20 protein-coding genes, 1 tRNA gene and 1 riboswitch are annotated in these 22,016 nt (G+C 71.0%); of the genes, 13 read left to right on the top strand and 8 right to left on the bottom strand.

Annotated elements, in window-relative coordinates:
- Positions 1–58: 58 nt before the first annotated feature.
- Positions 59–1,519, bottom strand: coding sequence for a helix-turn-helix transcriptional regulator (locus ACX9MN_RS25025; RefSeq protein WP_489725732.1), 1,461 nt, complete (start codon positions 1,517–1,519; stop codon positions 59–61).
- A gap of 260 nt (positions 1,520–1,779) precedes the next feature.
- Between ACX9MN_RS25025 and ACX9MN_RS25020 the strand changes: the two genes are divergently transcribed.
- A complete protein-coding gene (locus ACX9MN_RS25020; RefSeq protein ID WP_489725731.1) occupies positions 1,780–2,199 on the top strand; it encodes an RNA polymerase subunit sigma-70 in 420 nt (139 codons plus the stop codon).
- Between the two features lie 383 nt (positions 2,200–2,582).
- On the top strand, positions 2,583–2,966 hold the full coding sequence (locus tag ACX9MN_RS25015; protein ID WP_489725730.1) for a hypothetical protein: 384 nt from the start codon (positions 2,583–2,585) through the stop codon (positions 2,964–2,966).
- Between the two features lie 53 nt (positions 2,967–3,019).
- Here ACX9MN_RS25015 and ACX9MN_RS25010 read toward each other — a convergent pair whose 3' ends face one another.
- Both ACX9MN_RS25010 and ACX9MN_RS25005 read right to left on the bottom strand, forming a co-directional pair.
- Complete coding sequence (locus ACX9MN_RS25010; protein WP_489725729.1) at positions 3,020–4,348, bottom strand: alpha-amylase family glycosyl hydrolase; 1,329 nt, start codon at positions 4,346–4,348, stop codon at positions 3,020–3,022.
- A gap of 270 nt (positions 4,349–4,618) precedes the next feature.
- Positions 4,619–4,694, bottom strand: a tRNA-Ala gene (locus ACX9MN_RS25005).
- 123 nt (positions 4,695–4,817) lie between these two features.
- On the opposite strand from ACX9MN_RS25005, the gene ACX9MN_RS25000 reads away from it, so the two are divergent.
- Positions 4,818–5,120, top strand: a complete 303-nt coding sequence (locus tag ACX9MN_RS25000; RefSeq protein WP_020091350.1) for a YggT family protein — start codon at positions 4,818–4,820, stop codon at positions 5,118–5,120.
- Between the two features lie 12 nt (positions 5,121–5,132).
- The gene (locus ACX9MN_RS24995; RefSeq protein WP_043353002.1) at positions 5,133–6,176 is read left to right on the top strand and encodes a MaoC family dehydratase; all 1,044 of its coding nucleotides are present in this window, start codon (positions 5,133–5,135) and stop codon (positions 6,174–6,176) included.
- Between the two features lie 50 nt (positions 6,177–6,226).
- Here ACX9MN_RS24995 and ACX9MN_RS24990 read toward each other — a convergent pair whose 3' ends face one another.
- From ACX9MN_RS24990 to ACX9MN_RS24980, 3 genes are all read right to left on the bottom strand, one after another.
- Positions 6,227–6,859: an outer membrane protein gene (locus tag ACX9MN_RS24990; RefSeq protein ID WP_091927855.1), complete on the bottom strand. Its 633-nt coding sequence runs from the start codon at positions 6,857–6,859 to the stop codon at positions 6,227–6,229.
- Positions 6,860–6,952: 93 nt separating this feature from the next.
- Complete coding sequence (locus ACX9MN_RS24985; RefSeq protein ID WP_012321386.1) at positions 6,953–7,501, bottom strand: formaldehyde-activating enzyme; 549 nt, start codon at positions 7,499–7,501, stop codon at positions 6,953–6,955.
- A gap of 168 nt (positions 7,502–7,669) precedes the next feature.
- Positions 7,670–8,233, bottom strand: a complete 564-nt coding sequence (locus ACX9MN_RS24980; RefSeq protein ID WP_020091347.1) for a L,D-transpeptidase — start codon at positions 8,231–8,233, stop codon at positions 7,670–7,672.
- A 270-nt stretch (positions 8,234–8,503) separates the two neighbouring features.
- On the opposite strand from ACX9MN_RS24980, the gene ACX9MN_RS24975 reads away from it, so the two are divergent.
- From ACX9MN_RS24975 to crcB, 9 genes are all read left to right on the top strand, one after another.
- The gene (locus ACX9MN_RS24975; RefSeq protein WP_056524471.1) at positions 8,504–8,932 is read left to right on the top strand and encodes a hypothetical protein; all 429 of its coding nucleotides are present in this window, start codon (positions 8,504–8,506) and stop codon (positions 8,930–8,932) included.
- A gap of 156 nt (positions 8,933–9,088) precedes the next feature.
- Positions 9,089–10,369 carry an efflux RND transporter periplasmic adaptor subunit gene (locus ACX9MN_RS24970; protein WP_026604651.1) on the top strand — a complete coding sequence of 427 codons (1,281 nt, stop codon included), beginning with the start codon at positions 9,089–9,091 and terminating at the stop codon, positions 10,367–10,369.
- A gap of 18 nt (positions 10,370–10,387) precedes the next feature.
- Positions 10,388–13,546, top strand: coding sequence for a multidrug efflux RND transporter permease subunit (locus ACX9MN_RS24965; protein WP_482958944.1), 3,159 nt, complete (start codon positions 10,388–10,390; stop codon positions 13,544–13,546).
- 312 nt (positions 13,547–13,858) lie between these two features.
- The gene (locus ACX9MN_RS24960) at positions 13,859–15,475 is read left to right on the top strand and encodes an ABC transporter substrate-binding protein (protein ID WP_042672016.1); all 1,617 of its coding nucleotides are present in this window, start codon (positions 13,859–13,861) and stop codon (positions 15,473–15,475) included.
- Between the two features lie 10 nt (positions 15,476–15,485).
- Positions 15,486–16,466: an ABC transporter permease gene (locus ACX9MN_RS24955; protein WP_042672011.1), complete on the top strand. Its 981-nt coding sequence runs from the start codon at positions 15,486–15,488 to the stop codon at positions 16,464–16,466.
- Between the two features lie 175 nt (positions 16,467–16,641).
- A complete protein-coding gene (locus tag ACX9MN_RS24950; protein WP_489725728.1) occupies positions 16,642–17,613 on the top strand; it encodes an ABC transporter permease in 972 nt (323 codons plus the stop codon).
- Between the two features lie 139 nt (positions 17,614–17,752).
- Positions 17,753–18,733: an ABC transporter ATP-binding protein gene (locus tag ACX9MN_RS24945; RefSeq protein WP_056524459.1), complete on the top strand. Its 981-nt coding sequence runs from the start codon at positions 17,753–17,755 to the stop codon at positions 18,731–18,733.
- Positions 18,730–19,710, top strand: a complete 981-nt coding sequence (locus ACX9MN_RS24940; RefSeq protein ID WP_489725727.1) for an ABC transporter ATP-binding protein — start codon at positions 18,730–18,732, stop codon at positions 19,708–19,710. Before ACX9MN_RS24945 ends, ACX9MN_RS24940 begins: the two co-directional genes overlap by 4 nt.
- A 76-nt stretch (positions 19,711–19,786) precedes the next feature.
- Positions 19,787–19,848: riboswitch (Fluoride riboswitch) on the top strand.
- 79 nt (positions 19,849–19,927) lie between these two features.
- Positions 19,928–20,359, top strand: a complete 432-nt coding sequence (gene crcB / locus ACX9MN_RS24935) for a fluoride efflux transporter CrcB (protein ID WP_489725726.1) — start codon at positions 19,928–19,930, stop codon at positions 20,357–20,359.
- A 37-nt stretch (positions 20,360–20,396) separates the two neighbouring features.
- Here the strand turns inward: crcB and ACX9MN_RS24930 are convergent, their stop codons facing one another.
- Both ACX9MN_RS24930 and ACX9MN_RS24925 read right to left on the bottom strand, forming a co-directional pair.
- Positions 20,397–20,840 carry an MEKHLA domain-containing protein gene (locus ACX9MN_RS24930; protein ID WP_020091337.1) on the bottom strand — a complete coding sequence of 148 codons (444 nt, stop codon included), beginning with the start codon at positions 20,838–20,840 and terminating at the stop codon, positions 20,397–20,399.
- Between the two features lie 6 nt (positions 20,841–20,846).
- A complete protein-coding gene (locus ACX9MN_RS24925) occupies positions 20,847–22,007 on the bottom strand; it encodes an SMP-30/gluconolactonase/LRE family protein (RefSeq protein WP_427508575.1) in 1,161 nt (386 codons plus the stop codon).
- Between the last annotated feature and the right edge of the window lie 9 nt (positions 22,008–22,016).

The following is a 22,016-nucleotide window of genomic DNA, read 5'->3' as shown; positions in this document are numbered from 1 at the left end:
GGAAGATGTACGCCGGGCGCGCCGGATCAATGGTGTGGTTGTACCAGTATGGCGGTATTCATCCGTCAGAGATGTTCAGGGGAAAGCCGTTCTCGCGCCCCCAGACGACTGCCTCGCTGCGCTTGTGGATGCCGATCTTGCGGTACAGGGCGGCGCCGTGATTGCGCACCGTGTTGCGCGACAGCCCGAGCTTGCGCGCGATCGCGTCGTCGCCGAGCCCCGCGCAGATCAGGTTGAGGATCTGGCGCTCGCGCACGGTCAGGTTCGGCGCCGCCGCGTCGCCGCCCTCCCGGGCCGGCCGGCGCAGGTTCGCCAGCTTCTCGATCAGCCCGCGGCTGAACCACGACGTGTCGGCCATCACTGTCTCGATCGCGTCGAACAGCTCCCGCTCGGAGTGCTTGCGCGCGGTGATGTCCTGCAGCACCAGCAGAACGAAGGCCGTCTCGTTGATCTCGACCCGCTCGGCCGAGACCAGGCAGTCGAGGTTCGCGCCGCTCTCGTGGCGCAGGCACACCTCGAGACCCAGCACGTAGCCCTGCCGCTCCAGGGCGGCCTCGACCTGCAGGCGCTGCTTCTCGGCGACCCACAGGCCGGCCTCCTCCAGCGAGCGGCCGACGACGCGGTCCCCGCCCAGGCCGAAGACCCGGCTGAACGCCTCGTTCACGCCCGTGACCTGGCCGTCCTCGACCCGCACCAACACGGTCGGGATCGGCGTCATCCGGAACGCCTTGGCGAAGCGCTCCTCGCTCTGGCGCAGGGCGGCCTCGGCCTTCCGGCGCAGTTCCAGGTCCGCGAAGGTGAACAGCATGCAGGGCTCGTCGCCCATCTCGATCGGCTGCCCGGCGACGATCACGAAGCGGCTCCCGCCGTCGGGCAGGTCGAGGCAGGCCTCCATCTGCGGGATCGTGCCGCCCGCATTGAGCCGCGCGACGGCGAGGTCGCGGTTGCGCGCGCCGGCCAGGACGTCGACCTCGTAGACGCTGCGGCCGATGACGGCGTCGCGGGTGTGGCCGGTCATCTCCAGGAAGCCGTGATTGACCTTGACGTGGCGCAGGTCGGACAGCCGCGTGATCACGGCCGGGGCCGGGTTGGCGTTGAAGGTGCGCTCGAACCGCTCCTCGGCCTCGAACTGGTCGGAGACGTCCTTCAGGATCAGCGCGAGGCAGCTCGGGTTGCCGTCGCGGTCCGTGGCCACGAGGCTGCGCAGCGAGTGCACGAAGTCCATGTCGGGCTTGTCGGCCCGCCGCACCTCGACCACCACGTCGTGGAAGCGCTCGCCAGCGATCACGCGCTCGATCGGGTACTGGTTGGGCGTGATGTGGTTGCGGTAGCGGAGGCAGAAGCGGTCGCGATAGGCGTCGACGGTGGAGCCGAGCTCGTCGAGGCTCTCGGCACCGTGCATCGCCAGGGCGGCCGCGTTGGCGTAGGCGATGGTCTGGTCGGGCTCGACCAGGATCACGCCCTCGCTCAGGCCGGCGATGATCTGCCGGAGCTCATGCCTGTCGACGCCCGCCGTCACAGCTTCTGCACCCTTTCACGCGGTCACTGCCCTGTCGGCAGCGGGGCACAAACGGGTTGCGCACAAGCCGGTTCCCTCATCTAAGTTATTTTCCTGGTATACGCGCACCATTGACGCGGGCGTTTTGAGCCAAAGATAAATGCTCGCAACGCCGCGACTCCGTTCCCGCGCGCTCTCGGCCCCCCTTCCCAGAAGACGTGGCCATGCCGACCGTGCAGGATATTGACCGACTAGTGCGGGGGCCCGCGGAACACGGGGACGTGATCTCCGCCCCGGGTGCGACATCATGTACGAGTCGGCGCGAGAATTTTCCAGAAGTTGCAGAACTTGAGAAAACTTCGCGTCTAAGACGCCTGCTCGACCGCCTGTCGGAGGCCGCGGACGCCGCGGAGGCCGAGGGGCAGGTCCCGGTCGGCTTCGGGGCGGCGCTGGTCGACGCCGTGCCGGACCTGCGCTGTCGCGCGCTGACGCTGACCCGCGACGCCATCGCGGGCGATGTCCAGGGGGACGACCTCGTCCGGCTCACCCTCCTGAAGGCCTGGGAGCGCCGGGCGGCGTTCCGGCCCGGAACCGGGATGCCCGCATGGCTCGACACGTTCCTGCGCAGCCGCCCCGCGGGCGGCCGCGCCGGGCCGACCGGCCTGTCGCGGAACGGCGTGTCTACCGGGATGGCCCGCTGAGACATGTCGGCGCGTGGCATCCCGCGGAGCCGGTGAGAAACACCGCGTACTGGTAAAAATATCTCATTCCCACGAATGTGTTAGGCCCCATATCGCGGTCGTGGAACGCGCCGTGCGCCGTCGGGCGCCGCCGGGTTCCGCGCCCCTTTTCCGAGGTTGTGCCGGGCGGATGGCCCTCTTGTCCGGCACGGCCGCGAGGCCGGGCGCCCGCGCCGCTCCGGGCGCGCGTCCGGCCCGTTGCCCTTTCACCCCGAGCTCCGGCTCCCGGCGCTCCGTCGGGTGACCACACCGGCTGACGGTCCGCCCGCGCGCCGTGCCGCGCGACGGGGTCGCCCGGCACGGAGGAATCCCATTCGAGATCCGAGACCATCCCTGAGGAGACGATGACCCGACTTCGCGCCGCACGGCTCGCGCCCGCCCTGATCCTGACCGCCTGCACGACCGTCTGCGCCGCGACGGGAGCCTCCGCGGCCAACCGGTTCGACGGGTCCTGGTCGGTCATCGCCACCGCGGAGAGCGGGAGCTGCACGGGGCCCTACAGCTATCCCATCGTGATCCGGGACGGGACCGTGGACGACGTCGGCGGCAACGGCGTCGACGCCTCCGGCCGGGCCGGGCCGGACGGCCGGATCACCGGCACGATCCGCAAGGGGCTGGCCAGCGTCTCGGTCACGGGCCGCCTGCGCGGGTCCGCCGGGACCGGCCGCTGGACGCTGTCCGGGCTCGGTGACTGCGCGGGGCGCTGGACGGCCCGCCGCACCGGCTAGGGAGAGCGGGCGGTCGGCCCCTTTCCGGCCCCTTTCCGGCCGAGGCGCGGCGGTCACACGGTCAGGACGGCCCAGCCGTGGGCCGGAAGTGTCACGCGGGCGCCGGTGCTGCCGGCCTCGGCGAGATCGCCGGTGCCGGCCTCGATCGCCCGGGCTTCCGGCACCGGCAGCGTCGCGTCCGCGTCGGCGAGGTTCAGGGCCGTCAGCACCCGCGCGCTCCCGTCGCCCAGCGCGAGCACGATCTGCGCGTTGGCGAGATGCAGCGCCCGCGCCCGCGCGCGGTGGAGCCCGGCGTGGCGCCGCCGGAGGGCGATCAGGTCCCGGTGCAGCCGGAAGATCGGCCAGCCGTAGGGAGCGAGATCCGCGGGCGTCGGCGGGAAGGCCGGCCGGATGGCGTCGTCGCCGCCGACCCGCTCCTCCTTCACGCCGCGGAAGGCCTGCTCGTCGCCGGCGTAGATCGAGGGCGTCCCGCCGCAGGTCAGCAGGATCGCCAGCGCGTGCGGCAGGTGCCGCTCGTCGGTGAGCCGGCTCGCGATGCGCGTCACGTCGTGGTTGCCCACGAAGGTCAGGGGCGCGAACCTGTCGAGAAGGCCGTTGTGCCGGTCCAGGGCGTGGGCCAGCTCGAACAGGTTGCGATCGTTGAGGGCGCTCCAGATCGCCTTCCAGAGCTCGTACTGGGTCACCGAATCCATGCCGGTGTCCTGCACGATGCGGGCGTAGTCGCCGTGGATCACCTCGCCGACGATGTAGGCCTCCGGATGCGCGAGGCGGACCTGCCGCAGCACGCGCGCCCAGAAGCGCGGCGGCACCGCGTAGGCCGCGTCCAGCCGCCAGCCGTCGGCGCCCCGGGCGAGCCAGTGGCCCATGACGGCGGCGACGTGGTCGGCGACGCGCGGGTCGTCGTGGTTGAGCGTGACGAGCTGCCGGTGCCCCTCGAAGCAGGCGTAGTCCGGCTCGATGCCCGGGCCGGAGCCCCGCGGCCAGGACAGCCGGAACCAGCCGGCCCGCTCGGATTCGGGCCCGTGCCGCAGGACGTCCTGGAAGGCCGGGTGCGCCCGCCCGACATGGTTGAACACGCCGTCGAGCAGGACGCGGAGGCCGCGGGCCCGGGCCGCCGCGACCAGGGCGTCGAAATCGGCCGCGTCGCCGAGGCGCGGGTCGATGCGGAAATGGTCGACCGTGTCGTAGCCGTGCGTGGAGGCCGCGAAGATCGGCCCGAGCGCCAGCCCGGACGCGCCGAGCTCGACCGCGTAGTCGAGCCAGCCGTGCAGGTGGGCGAGGCGGTGCGTGACCGGTGCGGCCGGTTCGGCTTCGTCGGGGGCTCCGACGAAGCCGAGGGGAAAGACCTGCCACCAGACTGCCTGTTCGATCCAGGACGCCACGCGACCTCCTCCGTCTCCGATCGGGACCGAACCCTGCCGCGCCGCGATGGTTGCAGGCTCGCCGCCGGCCCGGACGCGGCCTCGGCTCGCGGCGGGGGATCCCCGGGCAGCCCGGACCGAGACCTGGAGCCAGGCGCGGTCACGGGTCGGGATGTGGGATCGGGCAGGTGGCGCGGGGCGGGAAGAGATCTCCGCGGACCGGCGCTAAGTCCCGGCCGCGCCAGCGCTATCGCTGCGGAACCGGGACGCTGTCTTGTCACCAGGAAAGCCTGGTGGAGCTGAGGGGATTCGAACCCCTGACCTCCGCAGTGCGATTGCGGCGCTCTCCCATCTGAGCTACAGCCCCGTCGAGGCGCCGGCCTTGTAGGCGCGGGCGGCTCAGCCTGTCAATTCCCTGTTTCAACGTCGCCCGCCGCGCGCCGCTCCGGCGCTGGGGTGCGGGCGGCCCGAAGGATACGCGCGGACCCGCATGAACGCCCTGATCTGGCTCTTCGACACGGTCGTCCAGCTTTTCATCTACGTCCTCATCGCAAGCGCGGTTCTCAGCTGGCTCGTCGCGTTCAACGTGGTGAACGTGCGCAACCCGATCGTCGCGCAGATCGGCGAGGTGCTCTACCGGCTGACCGAGCCGGTGCTGCGGCCGATCCGCAACCTGCTGCCCAATCTCGGGGGCGTCGACATCTCGCCGATCATCCTCATCTTGCTGCTGCTGTTCATCAGCCGTCTGCTGCATGAATACGCCGTGCCCGCAGCTTACGTTTACACGCAGTAGGGTCGAACGCCCGTGAAGACGAATCCCGGCCGCTTCTTCGAGGATTTCCGCCTCGGCGAGACCATCCGCCACGCCACCCCGCGCACCGTGACGGTGGGCGACGTGGCGCTGTACACGGGCCTCTACGGGCCGCGCTTCGCCGTGCAGTCGTCGGACGCCTTCGCCCGGGCCATCGGCTACCCGAAGAGCCCGCTCGACGACCTGCTCACCTTCCACATGGTGTTCGGCAAGACCGTCCCGGACGTCTCCCTCAACGCGCTGGCCAATCTCGGCTACGCCGAGGGCGGGTTCCGGCGGCCGGTCTACCCGGGCGAGACGCTCTCCACCGTGTCGGAGGTGATCGGCCTCAAGGAGAGCTCGAACCGGCAGACCGGCGTGGTCTACGTCCGCTCGGTGGGCTCCGACGAGCGCGGCGAGACCGTGCTGAGCTATTGCCGCTGGGTGCTCGTGCGCAAGCGCGACCCCGAGGCGGCGATCGCCGAGGAGCACGTGCCGAGCCTCGCCAAGGTGGTCGACCCGCAGGACCTCGCGGGCGCCCTGCCGAAGCTCTCGGCCGCCGCCTACGACACCGACCTCGCCGGCAGCCCGCACCGCTTCGCGGATTACGCGGTGGGTGAGAAGATCGACCACGTCGACGGCATGACCGTCGAGGAGGCCGAGCACCAGATCGCCACGCGCCTGTTCCAGAACACCGCCAAGGTGCATTTCGACGGGCTGGCCGCCAAGGACACCCGCTTCGGCCGGCGCCTGATCTACGGCGGCCACGTGATCTCGCTGGCGCGGGCGCTGAGCTTCAACGGGCTCGGCAACGCCTTCGCCCTCGCGGGCATCAACGCCGGCCGCCACGTGGCGCCGCTCTTCGCCGGCGACACGGTCTATGCCTGGAGCGAGGTGCTGGCGACCGCCGATGTCGGCCGCGACGATGTCGGGCTCCTGCGCCTGCGCACGGTCGCCACCAAGAACCAGCCCTGCGGCGCCTTCCCGGACCGCGCCGGCGACGGCTACGACCCGGCGGTGATCCTCGACCTCGACTACTGGGCGTTCGTGCCGAAATAGGCGGCCGCGCCCCGGACGGCACCGCTCGGCGAGGCCGGCGGGGGCGCGCCTCAGCGGATCCCGCCGCCGACCACGCCCGCCTCGACCGCGAGCGACAGGCGGTCCGTGACCGCCCACTCGACGCCCACGCCGGCCACCGGCCGGACCGCGATGTCCTGGCGCGCGAACGGCAGCGACCCCGGGGTCGGCCCGACGCGCAGCGTCTGGTGCAGGGCCAGGGCGCCGGTCTTGGCGTAGACCAGCACGTCCGGCGCGACGAGGGTGCCGACCTTCACCTCCAGGGATCCGGCGAAGTCGTTGGAATAGGCGAGCCGCCCGTAGCCCGGCGTGAGGTTGCCGCCGAGGCCGGCGAGATAGTCGAACCCGCCGCTGATGCCGTAGAGAATCGGGCCCTCCTGCCACATCCGGCCGCCCTCGAACCCGAGGGTCGGTCCCGAATAGCTGCCGAGATGACGGGACGTGCTGACCGCGTAGCCGGTCGACAGGCGGGCGTAGGAGCCGGTCCAGCGGCCATACGCGTCCTCGGGCATCTGCGGCCACGCGAAGGAGGGCAGCGGCGCGAAGCCGATGGACGGCCAGAACAGCGCCTGGGCGGCGGCGGGACCGGCCGGGAGCCAGCAGGCCCCGAGCACGAGGCCGGCCGCGAGGCGGCGGAACGGACGGGAATCGGCGCGTCTGCTCATGCCGCCATCCTACCCGAAGGCACCGGATCGCGACAGGCTTGGCCGTGGTCGCCCGCGGGATCGTGCGCGCCCCGCCCGCCGCTGACCGGGCGCTCAGATTTTTCCGTCGAGGCCCATCTGGTAGTACTTGTGGGTGATCTTGTCCTGGTTCTCGAGGAGCCAGTCGATCGAGGGCTCGTTGGTCATGGCCTTGCGGATGGCCTCGGTCATGCCCCGGCGCTGGATGTCGAACAGCGCCTTGTGGTCGACGTGCTGGGCCTCGATGACGCCCGGGCTGAGCCAGACCGAGCAGATGATGCCGAGGTCGTTGGCCTTGTGTTTGGGGATGTAGCCGGCGCGCACGGCGTCCAGCACGCCGTTGGCGATGGCGAACTGGACGGTGCCCATCAGGATCGAGGTGTACTTGCTCTCGGTGACGCTGACCTTGGACACGCACAGGGTGACCGGGCGGACCATGATGTCGGTGTTGAGCAGGGCGAAGACGCGGCTGTGGCCGACGACCTGATCGCCGGTCAGCGTGGCCAGGGCGGTGCCGACCGGCCCGTCGAGCTCGCCGATGATGACCTCGGGCTCGGAGGCGGTGTTGGGCGGCCCGCCCGCGACCAGGGCCTCGCCGGCCCGCAGGATGATGCGCTCGTTCATGCTGTACCTCGTGGCGGTCGGGCGATCCGGCTCTGCCCGACGGCGCGGCTCCTAACACCGGCCCGCCGCGCCTGTCGACGCGGGCGGGCGCACGCCACCGGCTGCGGCTCCGCGGCGCGGGAGGAGGGGGCGGCCGGAGGGGGGCGGCCGTCGCGGCCGCCCGCCCGGTCAGTCGCGCACGATGACCTTGGTGCCGACGCGGACCCGGTCGTAGAGGTCGGTCACGTCCTTGTTGGTCATGCGGATGCAGCCGGACGAGACCGCCGCGCCCATCGTCTCGGGCTCGTTCGAGCCGTGGATGCGGTAGAGCGACGAGCCGAGATAGAGGGCGCGGGCGCCCAGCGGGTTGTCCTGGCCGCCGGCCATGTACCGCGGCAGGTCGGGGCGGCGGGCCAGCATCTGCTGCGGCGGGCGCCAGTCCGGCCACTCCTTCTTCATGGTGACGGTCTTGGTGCCGGACCACGAGAAGCCCTGCCGCCCGACGCCCACGCCGTAGCGGACCGCCGCGCCGCCGCCGAGCACGTAGTAGAGCCGGCGCTGGCGGGTCGAGACCACGATGGTGCCGGGCTTCTCCTTGCCGGTCCACGCCACCGTCTCGCGCGGGATCGCCTGGCTGCGGAAGATGTTGAGGAAGTCCGCGATCGGACCCCTGTCCAGCGGGTTGGCGGCCGCCGCCGGGGCGCTCCCGAGCAGCAGGCCCGCGAGCCCGAGTAGCGCGATCCGTCTCGCCATGGTCTTCCGTCCTCCGTTCGTCGCGGCGCGGGGACTCGCGGGTCTTCGCATGTCTTCGCGGATCTCGGCGGGTCTTCGCAGATCTCGGCCGGGCCCGCGCGGAACCCCTGCGCGCATGGGACGAGCCGGCCCGGACTTCACGGCAAGGTTGAGGCCGGCCCGCCGGTATGGCCACTTCCGGGCGCAGCTGTGTGCTGCGCGCAACACTGGGCGGGTGGCGCGACGCCGTGGGTGATTGCGCGCGGCGACAGCCGTGCTTATCTCAGACTCGTGATCCGATCCGCCGCTCTCCTGACCCGCCGCGCCGCGGGCCTGCCGGACCGCCTCGCTCGAGGCCTCGCCGCGCTGGCGCTGCTCGTGCTCGCGACGGCCGCGCTGGTGGCCGCACCCGCGCGGGCCGAGGCCGCGCGCCCGGAGGGCCCGGCCTGCGCCATCGCGAGCCCGCGCCTGACGATCCTGTCCGGCACGCCGGACGCGCAGCCCGAGGCCAAGCGGTCCGAGGCCAAGCGTTCGGTCTTCGGCCGCACCGATCTCTGCGCCGCCGACAGCGAGATCCTCACCGAACTGGGGCTGCCGCGCCCGCCGGTCGACGCGCCGCGCCCCCGTCACACTGTCACCGCATCGTTCGACTACAGGTCCGACAGCGTACCGGCCTCCGCGCCGGACGGTTCGCCGCACCGGCCTCCACGCCGGGCCTGACGCGCGCGCCGGTCTCGCGGCCGGCATGATGGCGCGCCCGTCCTGATCTTCGTCCGACCGGCCTCGTGACCGGTCCCGGGATCTGACTCGACGATGCGCGGGCCCACGCTCCGCGCCAGCCTCAGCAGACGCATGCTTTCAGGAGCGTCGGTAATCGTGACCCGCACTTTGTCCGCCAGAATCCCGTCGTCGTTCCGCGCCTCGGCCCGCGCGACCGCCCTCCTGCCCGCGGCCCTGCTCCTGCTGGGTGTCGCCGCCTGCAACCCGAAGCAGGTCGCCGCGCCGGCCCCGCCGGTGCCGGAGGTCGGGTTCGTCAAGGTGGAACCCCAGGCGATCCCCTACCTGCGCGACCTGCCGGGCCGCGTCGCGCCGATGCGCATCGCCGAGGTCCGCTCCCGGGTCTCCGGGCTCGTGGTCAAGCGGCTCTTCGAGCAGGGCAGCCAGGTCAAGGAGGGCGACATCCTCTACAAGATCGACCCGGCGCCCTACGAGGTCGAGCTCGCCAGCGCCGAGGCGGCCCTCGCCCGCCAGGAGGCCGCCCTGGTGCTCGCCCGCCAGCAGGCCGACCGGCTCGAGCAGCTGCTCTCCCGCGCCACCGCGAGCCAGGCGCAGTACGACGCCGCCTTCGCGGCCAAGAAGCAGGCGGAGGCCGAGGTGGCCGGCGCCAAGGCGACCCGCGACCGCGCGCAGCTCAACCTCGGCTGGACCGACGTGCGCGCGCCGATCACCGGCCGCATCGGCCGGGCGCTGCTCACCGAGGGCACGCTGATCGAGCCGGGCTCCACGGGGGCGCTCGCCACGATCCAGCAGCTCGACCCGATCTACGTCGACATCACCCAGTCGGTCGGCGAGCTGAACCGCCTGCGCCGGGACCTCGCGAGCGGCGAGCTGGCGCGGCTGGAGGACAACACCGCCAACGTCCACCTGATCATGGATGACGGCTCCCTCTACCCGCTGGCGGGCCGGCTGCTGTTCTCGGACGTCACCGCCGACCCGAGCACCGGCCAGGTGACGCTGCGGGTGCAGTTCCCGAACCCGCACGACGAGCTGTTCCCCGGCATGTACGTGCGGGCGCGGATCAAGCAGGGCATCGATTCCGACGCGATCGCGGTGCCGCAGCAGGCGATCCAGCGCACCGACGACGGCCGCGCCGAGGTCTGGATCGTGCGCGCCGACGAGACCGTGATGCGCCAGCCCGTCGAGGTCGGGCCGGTGGTCGGGCAGAACTGGCTGATCCGCTCGGGCCTCAAGGCCGGCGAGCGCGTCATCATCGACGGCTTCCAGAAGATCACCGTCGGCGCCAAGGTGAAGCCCCTCGACCAGACCCCGGTCCACGGCGAGACCGGACCGAAGCACGACACCGACGAGGCGCCCGACGTGCCGGGCGACAAGGCGGAGGTCACCCCGCGGGCCGCCGCCGTCCAGCAGCGCCACTGAGTCCGGGAGAGCCCGATCATGGCACGCTTCTTCATCGACCGCCCGGTCTTCGCCTGGGTGGTGGCGCTGTTCATCTGCCTCGGCGGCGCGCTCGCCATCCCGAACCTGCCGGTGGCGCAGTACCCGGTGATCGCCCCGCCCTCCATCGCCCTGTCCACGGCCTATCCGGGCGCCTCCGTGGAGAGCCTCTACATCGGCACCACCCGGCTCATCGAGGATGAGCTGAACGGCGCCGCCAACATCATGAGCTTCGAGTCGACCACCGACTCGTTCGGCTCGGTCAACATCACCGCCACCTTCCAGCCCGGCACCGACCCGTCGCTCGCCTCGGTCGAGGTGCAGAACCGGCTGAAGCGCGTGGAGGCGCGCCTCCCGGCCGAGGTGCGCCAGCAGGGCATCCTCGTCGAGGAGGCCTCGGCCGCGACCCTCAACATCATCACTCTGGTCTCCAAGGACGGGTCGATGGACGAGGTCGGCCTCGGCGACTTCCTGATCCGCAACGTCATCAACGAGATCCGCCGCATCCCCGGCGTCGGCCGCGCGACGCTCTACTCGACGGAGCGGTCGCTGCGCGTCTGGGTGGATCCCGACAAGCTGCGCGGCCTCTCGCTCAGCGCCTCGGACGTCACCGACGCGATCCGCAACCAGAACGTCCAGGTCGCCTCCGGCTCGGTCGGCGCGCAGCCGAGCCCGACCCGGCAGGCGCTCACCGTGCCGATCATCGTGAAGGGCCAGCTCGGCACGATCGAGGAGTTCGGCGCCATCGTGCTGCGGGCCAATCCCGACGGCTCGAACGTGCGCCTGCGCGACGTCGCCCGGATCGAGCTCGGCGGCGACGCCTACCAGTTCTCCACGCGCCTCAACGGCGGCCCCGCCGCCGGCATCTCGGTGACGCTCGCCCCGGACGGCAACGCGCTCGAGACCGCCAAGGCGATCCGCGCCAAGATGGTGGAGCTGTCCCAGTTCTTCCCGCCGGACCTGAAGTGGGACATCCCCTACGACATCACCCCGGCGGTGGAGGCCTCCATCGAGAAGGTGCTGCACACGCTGGTCGAGGCGGTGGTGCTGGTCTTCCTCGTGATGTTCCTGTTCCTGCAGAACATCCGCTACACCCTGATCCCCACCATCGTGGTGCCGATCGCTCTCATGGGCACGGTCACGGTGATGTGGATCTCGGGCTTCTCGGTGAACGTGCTCACCATGTTCGGCATGGTGCTGGCCATCGGCATCCTGGTCGACGACGCCATCGTGGTGGTGGAGAACGTCGAGCGGATCATGAACGAGGAGGGGCTGGCCCCCAAGGAGGCCACCAAGAAGGCCATGGGGCAGATCACCGGCGCGATCATCGGCATCACCCTGGTGCTGATCGCCGTGTTCATCCCGATGGCGTTCTTCCCCGGCTCGGTGGGCATCATCTACCGGCAGTTCTCGATCGCGATGGTGACCTCCATCGCGTTCTCGGCGCTGCTCGCCCTGTCGCTGACGCCGGCGCTCTGCGCGACCTTCCTGAAGCCGATCGAGAAGGGCCACGGCCACGCCAAGGGCGGCGTGTTCGGGATGTTCAACCGCTTCGTCGATCGCGAGACCGCCCGCTACGGCCGCGGCACCGCGGCGTTCATCCGGAAGTCCGGCCGGGTGATGCTGGTCTACGTCGCGCTGGTGGCGGGCACGGCCTACGCCTTCGTCAACCTGCCGGAGGGCTTCCTGCCGGTGGAGGACCAGGGCTTCTTCACGGTCGACATCCAGACGCCCCCGGGTGCCTCCTACAACCGCACCCAGGAGGCGGTGCGCAAGGTCGAGGAGCACCTGCTGGCGCAGCCCGGCGTCGCCACCGTGACGATGCTCAACGGCTTCTCGTTCTCGGGGCAGGCCCCGAGCACCAGCCAGGCCTTCGTCACCCTCAAGCCGTGGAGCCAGCGCGACGCCAAGAACTCGGCCGCCGCGCTCGTGGCCGGCACCAACGCGGCCCTCGCCACGTACCGCGACGCCACGGTGGACGCGCAGGAGCCGCCGCCGGTCGACAACCTCGGCAACGCGGCGGGCTTCTCGTTCCGCCTGCAGGACCGGGCCAACCGCGGCTACGCGGCCCTGCTGTCGGCCCAGGAGCAGCTCCTGAAGCTGGCCTCGCAGAGCCCGGTTCTCCAGAAGGTGAAGATCGAGGGCCTGCCGCCGACCCCGCAGGCGGAGCTGGTGATCGACCGCGAGAAGGCGGCCGCGCTCGGCGTGAAGTTCGAGGACATCAACAACACGATCCAGCTCAACCTCGGCTCGGTCTACCCGAACGACTTCCCCAACCGGGGCAAGATGCAGCGGGTCTACGTGCAGGCCGAGCAGCTCCAGCGCATGAACGCGTCGGACATCCTCAACTACGCGGTGAAGAACGCCACCAACACGATGGTGCCGATGTCGTCCTTCGCGGAGCTGAAATGGAGCATGGGGCCGAGCCAGATCGTCGGCTTCAACGGCTACCAGTCGGTGCGCTTCACCGGCGAGCCGAACCCCGGCTACACGTCGGGCGACGCCATCGCCGAGATGGAGCGGTTGATGCTGCAGCTGCCGAAGGGCTTCGGCTACGCCTGGACGGGTCAGTCCTACCAGGAGAAGCAGGCGGGCAGCCAGGCGAGCCTGCTGCTCGCCCTGTCGGTGCTGATCGTGTTCCTGTGCCTCGCCGCGCTCTACGAGAGCTGGGCGATCCCGGTCTCGGTGATGCTGGTGATCCCGCTCGGCGTCATCGGCGCGGTGGCGGCCGTGTACCTGCGCGGCATGCCCAACGACGTGTACTTCAAGATCGGGCTGATCACGATCATCGGCCTCTCGGCCAAGAACGCGATCCTGATCGTGGAGTTCGCCAAGGACCTCTGGAAGCCCGGCACCTCCGTGGTGCGGGCCGCGGTCGAGGCGGCGACGCTCCGGTTCCGGCCGATCGTGATGACCTCGCTCGCCTTCATCTTCGGCGTGGTGCCGCTGGCCATCGCCACCGGCGCCGCCTCGAAGAGCCAGCAGGCGATCGGCACCGGCGTGATGGGCGGCATGATCACCGCGACCGTGCTGGCGGTGTTCTTCGTGCCGGTCTTCTTCGTCGTCGTCATGCGCCTGTTCCGGCGCAAGGCGGTGGCGGAGGGCGAGGCGGCGGAGGCCGAGACGCGGCACGAGCCGGCGCGGGTGGCGGCCGAGTAGGCCGGCGCCGGCCGCGCGCTCCGTCATCGCGAGCGGAGCGACGTGACCCGGGGCAGCGCGCCGTCGCGCGGCGCCGCCCTGGATGGCTTCGCTGCGCTCGCCAAGACGGGGCGCGTCGAAGCCGCGATTCTGTAACGGGGATGAAGCGGGGAAAACGCGCTTCGGAACGCGCTTCGGAAGACACGAGATGTCGCGCCCCCGCGACAGGCTCGGCCCTCGTCTTGTATACAGATGGTCCGATGCTTGCTGACGCCGCGGTGGACACCGCCGGGGCAGCCGGCCGGTGGCGCATTCACGGTCTCGGAGATCCGCTTGTCCCGCTCAGCCCTGAAGACCCTCGCCCGCGGCGTGGCCGCGAGCACGGTCGCGACGTTCGCGTTCGCCGCGCTGCCCGCGCAGGCCGCCAACGTCTTCCGCTTCGCCTTCCAGGGTGACCTGAAATCCCTCGACCCGTACTCCCTCAAGGAGAGCTTCACGGAAGGGATGCAGCAGGCGGCCTACGAGTCCCTCGTCACCCTCGACAAGAACCTGAAATTCGCTCCCGGCCTCGCGGAATCCTGGGAGACGCCCGAGCCGACCCGCTGGCGCTTCCACCTGCGCAAGAACGTGAAGTTCCACGACGGCACGCCCTTCACCGCCGACGACGTGATCTTCTCCGCCCAGCGCGTCCGCGCCCCGGGCTCGAACTTCACCACCAACGTGCCCGCCGACGCCGAGTTCGTGAAGGTCGACGACTTCACCGTCGACATGGTGCTGAAGAAGCCGAACCCGATCGCCATCGCCCAGTTCCCGACCTGGGTGATCATGTCGAAGGCGTGGTCCGAGAAGAACGGCGTCGTGCAGCCGACGCCGCCCAGCGCCACCAGCCCGAGCTACGCCACGCTGCACGAGAACGGGACCGGCCCGTTCGTGATCACCGAGCACCAGCCCGGCGTGAAGACCGTCTTCAAGAAATTCGACGGCTACTGGGGCAAGGTCGAGTCGAACCTCGACGAGGCGGTGCTGACCACCATCGCCAACCCGGCGACCCGCGTCGCCGCGCTCCTCTCCGGCGAGGTCGACTGGATCGACCCGGTGCCGCTGCAGGACCAGCAGCGGGTCAACGCCAGCGGCACCGCCACCGTGATGGCGGGACCTGAGCTGCGCACGATCTTCCTCGGCATGGACCAGGACCGGGACGAGCTGAAGGATTCCAGCGTCAAGGGCAAGAACCCGTTCAAGGACATCAAGGTGCGCGAGGCCTTCTACCTCGCCATCGACGAGGATACGATCGCCAAGCGCGTCATGCGCGGGCAGGCGGTGCCCTCCGCGCTGATGATCGCCCCGGCCCTCTACGACCGCGGCGCCGAGTTCAAGCGCCCGGCCACCGACCTCAAGAAGGCCAAGGAGCTGATGGCCCAGGCCGGCTACCCGGACGGGTTCTCGCTGACCATGGATTGCCCGAACGACCGCTACGTCAACGACGAGGCGATCTGCCAGGCGGTGGTCTCGATGCTGGCCCGCATCAACGTCAAGGTGAACCTGAACGCCCAGCCGAAGGCCAAGTACTTCGCCAAGGTGCTGGCGCCGGCCTACGACACCTCGTTCTACCTGCTGGGCTGGACCCCGTCCTCGCTGGACAGCCACAACATCCTCTACGAGATCGTCGGCTGCCGGAAGCCCGGCGACAAGTCGGGCCGGGGCAGCTGGAACCTCGCCGGCTACTGCGACCCGAAGATCGACGCGATCGCCGACAAGGTCGAATCCGAGACCGACAAGACCAAGCGCGACGCCCTGATCAAGGAGGGCTTCGACGTCCTCAACGCCGACTGGGGCTACATCCCGCTGCACCAGCAGGCGCTGGCCTGGGGCGTCTCCAAGAAGGTCCACCTGACCCAGCGCGCCGACAACCTGCTGCTGCTCTACTGGGTGTCGAAGGACCCGCAGTAGGGGCCGGGGCGTGCTCGCCTTCCTGCTGCGCCGGGTGATCCAGGCGGCCGCGGTCCTCGCGGTCGTCGGGCTCATCGCCTTCGCGATGTTCCGGTTCGCGGGCGACCCCGTGAACCAGATCGTCGGGCCCGACACCACCGTGGCCGAGCGGGCCCAGATCCGGACGGATCTCGGCCTCGACGACCCGGTCCTGGTCCAGTTCGTCCGCTACGCCGGCAACGTGGTGCGGGGCCAGTTCGGTATCTCGTACCAGTTCCGGCAGCCGGTCTCGCAGCTGCTCGCCGAGCGCATGCCGGCGACGCTGGAACTCGCCTTCTGCGCCACGGTGTTCGCCCTCGTGGTGGGGATCCTGATGGGCGTCTACTGCGCGCTGCGCCGGGAGTCCTGGCTGGCCGGGCTGTTCCAGGCGGTCTCGCTGATCGGGATCAGCCTGCCGACCTTCCTGATCGGCATCCTGCTGATCTACCTGTTCTCGGTGACGCTCGGCTGGCTGCCCTCCTACGGGCGCGGCGACACGGTGCGGCTCGGCTGGTGGACCACCGGATTCCTGACCGCCTCCGGGCTCAAGGCGCTGATCCTGCCCTCGGTGACGCTCGGCCTGTTCCAGATGACGCTGATCATGCGGCTGGTCCGCGCCGAGATGCTGGAGGTGCTGCGCACCGACTACGTCCGCTTCGCCCGGGCGCGGGGGCTCACCACCCGGGCCGTCCACCTGCGCCACGCGCTCAAGAACACCCTGGTGCCGGTGATCACCATCGCGGGGCTGCAGCTCGGCTCGGTCATCGCCTTCTCGATCATCACCGAGACGGTGTTCCAGTGGCCCGGCATGGGCCTGCTCTTCGTCCAGGCGGTGCAGAACGTCGATATCCCGATCATGTCCGCGTACCTGCTGCTCGTCGCGCTGATCTTCGTGACCATCAACCTCGTGGTCGACATCCTCTACACGGTGGTGGACCCGCGCCTGCGGCTGCCCGCCGGGCGGACGGCGTGAGGTCGGACATGACGGACTCCTCCGCTTGGCCACCCCGTCATCGCGAGCGCGGCGAAGCGACCCAGTGCAGCGCGCGTCCGGTCGGCGTGGCGCTGCTGGATTGCTTCGCTCCGCTCGCAAAGACGACAGGTGCCTCCCTGAGCTTCCCAATCGGACACGGCGTGAGGGGCGGCCGATGAGCGGATACGACCTCGACGCGGGCGACGCCCCGCCGGTCCCGCTGCCGGAGGCGAAGCCCTCGCGGCTCGCGCGCTGGCGCGACTCCGACCTGCTGGCGAACTTCCTGCGATCGAAGGTGGCGGTGGCGGCGCTGATCGCCACGCTGCTGATGGTCGGCCTCGCCTTCGCGTCGCCGTGGATCGCCCCCCAGAACCCCTACGATCCGGCCCAGCTCGACCTGATCAACTCCAACCTGCCGCCGATCTGGCAGGCGGACGGTCAGGCGCCGTTTTATCTCGGCACCGACGACCAGGGCCGGGACGTTCTCTCGGCGGTGCTGTACGGCCTGCGCCTGTCGCTGGTCGTCGGCGTGCTCGGGGTGGTGACCTCCGGCATCCTCGGCATCGCCCTCGGCCTGATCGCCGGCTACGCGGGCGGCTTCCTCGACACACTGATCATGCGGGTCGCCGACGTGCAGCTCACCTTCCCGGCGATCCTGATCGCCCTGGTGGTGGACGGCGTCGCCAAGGCGAGCTTCGGCAGCGCCCTCGACGTCGGGCCCTTGATCGGGCTGATCGTGGTCTCGATCGGCCTGTCCTTCTGGGTGCAGTACGCCCGGACCGTGCGCTCCTCCGTGATGGTCGAGAAGGGCAAGGACTACGTCCAGGCGGCGCGGCTGATCGGCCTGTCGCCGCCGGTGATCATGGTCCGCCACGTCCTGCCGAACGTCACCGGCCCGGTCTTCGTGATCGCGACGATCAACCTCGCGCTGGCGATCATCACGGAGGCGACCCTGTCGTTCCTCGGCACCGGCCTGCCGGAGACCATGCCGTCGCTCGGCACGCTGATCCGCACCGGCAACCGGTTCCTGTTCTCCGGCGAGTGGTGGATCGTCGCCTTCCCGGGGCTGGCGCTCGCCGGGCTCGTCATCGCCATCAACCTCCTGGGGGATTGGCTGCGCGACGCGCTCAATCCGAAGCTGCAATGATCGGGCATCGTCATCGCGAGCGCAGCGAAGCGACCCAGGGCAGCGCGACATTGGTGACCATGGCGCCGCTGGATTGCTTCGCTCCGCTCGCAAGGACGGGAGTGGCCGTCCGACGGCCCGACGCCGGAACGGCCAAGGCATGACCGACACCATCCTCTCCGTGCGCGACCTCACGGTCGCCTTCGACACCCGCCGCGGGCCGCTCACCGCCATCGACCGGGTCTCGTTCGACATCGGCCGCGGCGAGATCCTGGGCGTGGTCGGCGAGTCCGGGGCCGGCAAGTCGGTGACCGGCTCGGCGGTGATCGGGCTGATCGACCGCCCCGGCCGGATCGCCGGCGGCGAGATCCGCCTGCGGGGCGAGCGCATCGACAACCTCTCCCCCGAGGCGATGCGGCGGGTGCGCGGCAAGCGCATCGGCATGATCTTCCAGGATCCGCTGACCTCCCTCGACCCGCTGTTCCGGGTCGGCGACCAGATCGTCGAGACGCTGCGCACCCACACCGACCTGTCCGCCAAGGCGGCCCGGACCCGCGCCATCGACCTGCTGGCCGAGGTCGGCATCCCGGCGCCCGAGCGGCGGATCGACGGCTACCCGCACGAGTTCTCCGGCGGCATGCGCCAGCGGGTGGTGATCGCGCTCGCGCTCGCGGCCGAGCCGGAGCTGATCATCGCCGACGAGCCGACCACGGCGCTCGACGTCTCGGTCCAGGCCCAGATCATCACGCTGCTGAAGCGCCTGTGCCGCGAGCACGGCACCGCGGTGATGCTGGTCACCCACGATATGGGCGTCATCGCCGAGGCCGCCGACCGGGTGGCGGTGATGTATGCCGGGCGGGTGGCCGAGATCGGCCCGGTCGCCTCGGTGATCGCCAAGCCGCACCACCCCTACGCGGTCGGCCTGATGGGGGCGATCCCGACCCTGTCGCAGGAGGCCGACCGGCTGAGCCAGATCCCGGGCTCGATGCCGCGGCTCACCGCCATCCCGAAGGGCTGCGCCTTCAACCCGCGCTGCCCGAAGGTCTTCGCCCGCTGCCGGGTCGAGCGGCCCGAGCCGATCCCGGTCGACGCGAGCCGGGTGGCCTGTCACCTGTACGATGCAGCGGAGCGCGCAGCGTGAGCGCCTACGTCGAAGTCACCGACCTGCGCCGCCGGTTCGACGTCTCGAAGCCCTGGCTCAACCGGGTGATCGAGCGCGAGCCGCGCAAGTTCCTCACGGCGGTCGACCGGGTCGGCTTCGCGATCGAGAAGGGCGAGACCTTCGCGATCGTCGGCGAGTCCGGCTCCGGCAAGTCGACGGTGGCCCGCATGGTGGTCGGCCTGCTGCCGCCCTCCGCCGGCGAGGTGACGATCACCGGCGTCTCGATGACCGACCCGCGCCAGGCCGCCGCCCGACGGCGCCTGCGGGCGCGCATCCAGATGATCTTCCAAGACCCCTACGCGTCCATGAACCCGCGCTGGCGGGTCGGAAAGATCATCGCCGAGCCGATCCGGGCCTTCAACCTGATCCACGGCGAGGGAGCGATCCGCGCCCGGGTCAGCGAGCTGCTCGGCCTCGTCGGGCTCCACCCGGACGACGCGCGGAAATACCCGCACGAATTCTCCGGCGGCCAGCGCCAGCGCGTGGCGATCGCCCGGGCGCTGGCGAGCCAGGCCGAGTTCCTCGTGGGCGACGAGCCGACCTCGGCGCTCGACGTCTCGGTGCAGGCGCAGATCCTCAACCTGATGCGCGACCTGCAGGACAGGCTGGGGCTCACCTACCTGTTCATCTCCCACAACCTCGCCGTGGTCCGCCACATGGCGACCCGGGTGGGGGTGATGTATCTCGGCCGCCTCGTCGAGGTCGCCTCCGCCAGGGACCTGTTCGCCGCGCCGCGCCATCCCTACACGCGGATGCTCCTCGACGCGGTGCCCGACCTCGCCCATGTCGGCCGCGCCCGGGTGCCAGTCTCCGGCGAGATCCCGAACCCGATCGACCCGCCGCCGGGCTGCACCTTCCACCCGCGCTGCCCGCTGGCGAACGACCGCTGCCGCACCGAGGTACCGGCGCTCCGCGACGGTGTCGCCTGCCACGCCGTGCAGGAAGGGCGGGCCTGAGAGGCGGTCTCGAGGGACGGTCTCGAGGGGCGGGCCCGGACGGCCGTTGCGCTCGGCCCGGGCAGGCGCTATGCCCCGTCCCGATGGGGATGGAGTTCCCCGAAACTGCCCGTCAGGGCTGATGACTCCTACCGCGAAACCGGCGGTGGGAGTGCGTCTTGCAAGCACCCGCCGCCACGGCGGGTTTCCCATGCCCGCCCGACGAACTGGAGCGCGCATGTCCTTCACCACCTGCATTCTGGTCATGATCGGCGGTGCCCTTGGCACCCTGGCCCGCTACATCGTCTCGGTGCTGGCGCTGCCCATCAGCCGCGATCTGCCCTGGGGCACGATCCTCATCAACGTGACGGGCTCGTTCATCATCGGCCTGTTCGGCACGCTGACCCTGGCGCATGGCCGCTTCCCGGTCTCCGAGAACGTCCGCCTGTTCGTGATGATCGGGCTGTGCGGCGGCTACACGACCTTCTCGTCGTTCAGCCTCCAAACCCTCGACCTCATGCGGAACGGCGCGGTGGTCCGGGCCATGGTCAACGTGTTCGCCTCGGTGGTGCTCTGCGTCCTCGCGGTCGCGCTGGGCCACGTCGTGGCGGCCCACTGGAACGGCGGCGCCGTGCAGATCGCCCAGGTCAGCATCGAGGAGGACGGCTGACCGGGCGGCGGCCGCGCGCATCGGCGCGGCCCGGCCCTCACGCGTCGCGCCACTGGGCGAAGGTCGCGGCCTGCCCCACCGTCGCGCCGTCGCGGTCGAGCTGCCAGACCACCGCCTCGTCGATCCAGAAGCGCCGGCCGTCCTTGGCGATCCGCAGGCCGCGATAGCCGCGGCTGAAGCCGTCCCGGGTGACCGCGTCGAGGAGCCGCTGCCGCTCGGCCCGCTCGGGAGCCTCGGCCGAGAGCCGCGAGGGCAGGCCGACGAGCTCGTCCCACGCGTAGCCGAAGCAGGCCTGCGCGGTCCGGTTGGCGTAGACGAAGCGCGGATCCGCGCCCCCGTCATGGGCGAGCACCGCGAACGGGGCCGCCGCGTAGAGCCAGTCCGCGTCCGCATCCGCCGGCACCAGAGGCTCGCCGAGGCGCCGCGCGTAGCTGCCGGTGAGCAGGGCGAAGAAGTCCGGGTCGTGCGAGAGGTCCGTCATGATCCGCTACAGGACTGGGTCGGCGTCGATGCGCATGCGCAGGATCGCGTAGGGCGGCTGCTGCAGGTCCCGCCCGCGGTTGAATTCCGGCCGCCGGTTGACCTGGGCCGCCGAGATATAGAGCCACCGGTCCGGGGTGATCCAGAACGTGTCGGCCCAGACCAGCCGGTCGTCGGCGGCCAGCACCTCGACGGTGCCGTCCGGCAGGCGCCGGCCGACCGCGTTGTGCTCCTGCAGGCTGAGATAGACCCGGTCCTGGGAATCGGTGGTCAGTCCCCCGGTCATGCCCTTCTCGCCGAGATCCTCGACGGCGGCGGCCACGGCCGCGTCCGCGACGCCCGGATCGCGCAGGGCCGCGGTCTCGACCGCGTAGAGCCGCCGGCTCATCAGCGGCGCGTAGTAGAGGCGGCGGCCGTCCGGGCTGATCGCGATGCCGTTGGCGCCGCCCTTCGGGCTCTTCTCGGGCGCGTCGCCCTTCCGCTCCATCACGGGGCGGCGCTCCACGAACTTGACCAGGCCCTCCTCGGACCGCGTGCTGACGTGGTCCGCGAGGCGCCGCACCACCCGCCCGCTGTCGAGGTCGACCGCCAGGATCGCGCCCGCGCCGGACTGGCCCTGGTCGGTGACGTAGGCCAGAGCCCGCCCGTCGCGCACGTCGACCCGCAGGTCGTTCAGGGAGGAATCCGGGCCGATGCCCGCGTCGAGGGGGATCGTCCGGCGGACGCTGTTCCGGCCGATATCGATCGCCAGGATCTTCGCGCCGCCCGGCACCGGCCGCCCCTTGCCCGCGGGCAGGCCGGCATCGAGGATCCAGAGGGTGTCGTCGCGGTCGAAGACGCCGTTGGGGACGTGGAACAGCGACGCCTGCGGCGCCCCCGGATCCGGGCGGTTGGTCGCCGCGTCCGGGTAGGGCTTCACCGACCCGTCGGGCAGCACCTCGCCGAGGGTGATCGGCTCCGCGCCGGTGAAGCGCGGCATCATCACGAAGATCCGGCCGCCCCGGGCGATGGCGAGCCCCGTGGGGGTCGAGGGCGCGTCCGCCGCGATGGCGAGCTCCAGCGTCCCCACGGGCCGGCTCGTCGGGGGCGACGGCGTCGCGGCGCGCGCCGCGGGGGCGGCAAGGGCCAGGAGACCGGTTCCGAGCAGGCGGCGGCGGTCGAGGCGCATGGGGATCCT

Source organism: Methylobacterium sp. 1A (genome assembly GCF_058072805.1).
The sequence above is the reverse complement of the archived record's forward strand: the minus strand, read 5'-3'. Positions and strand labels throughout refer to the sequence as shown.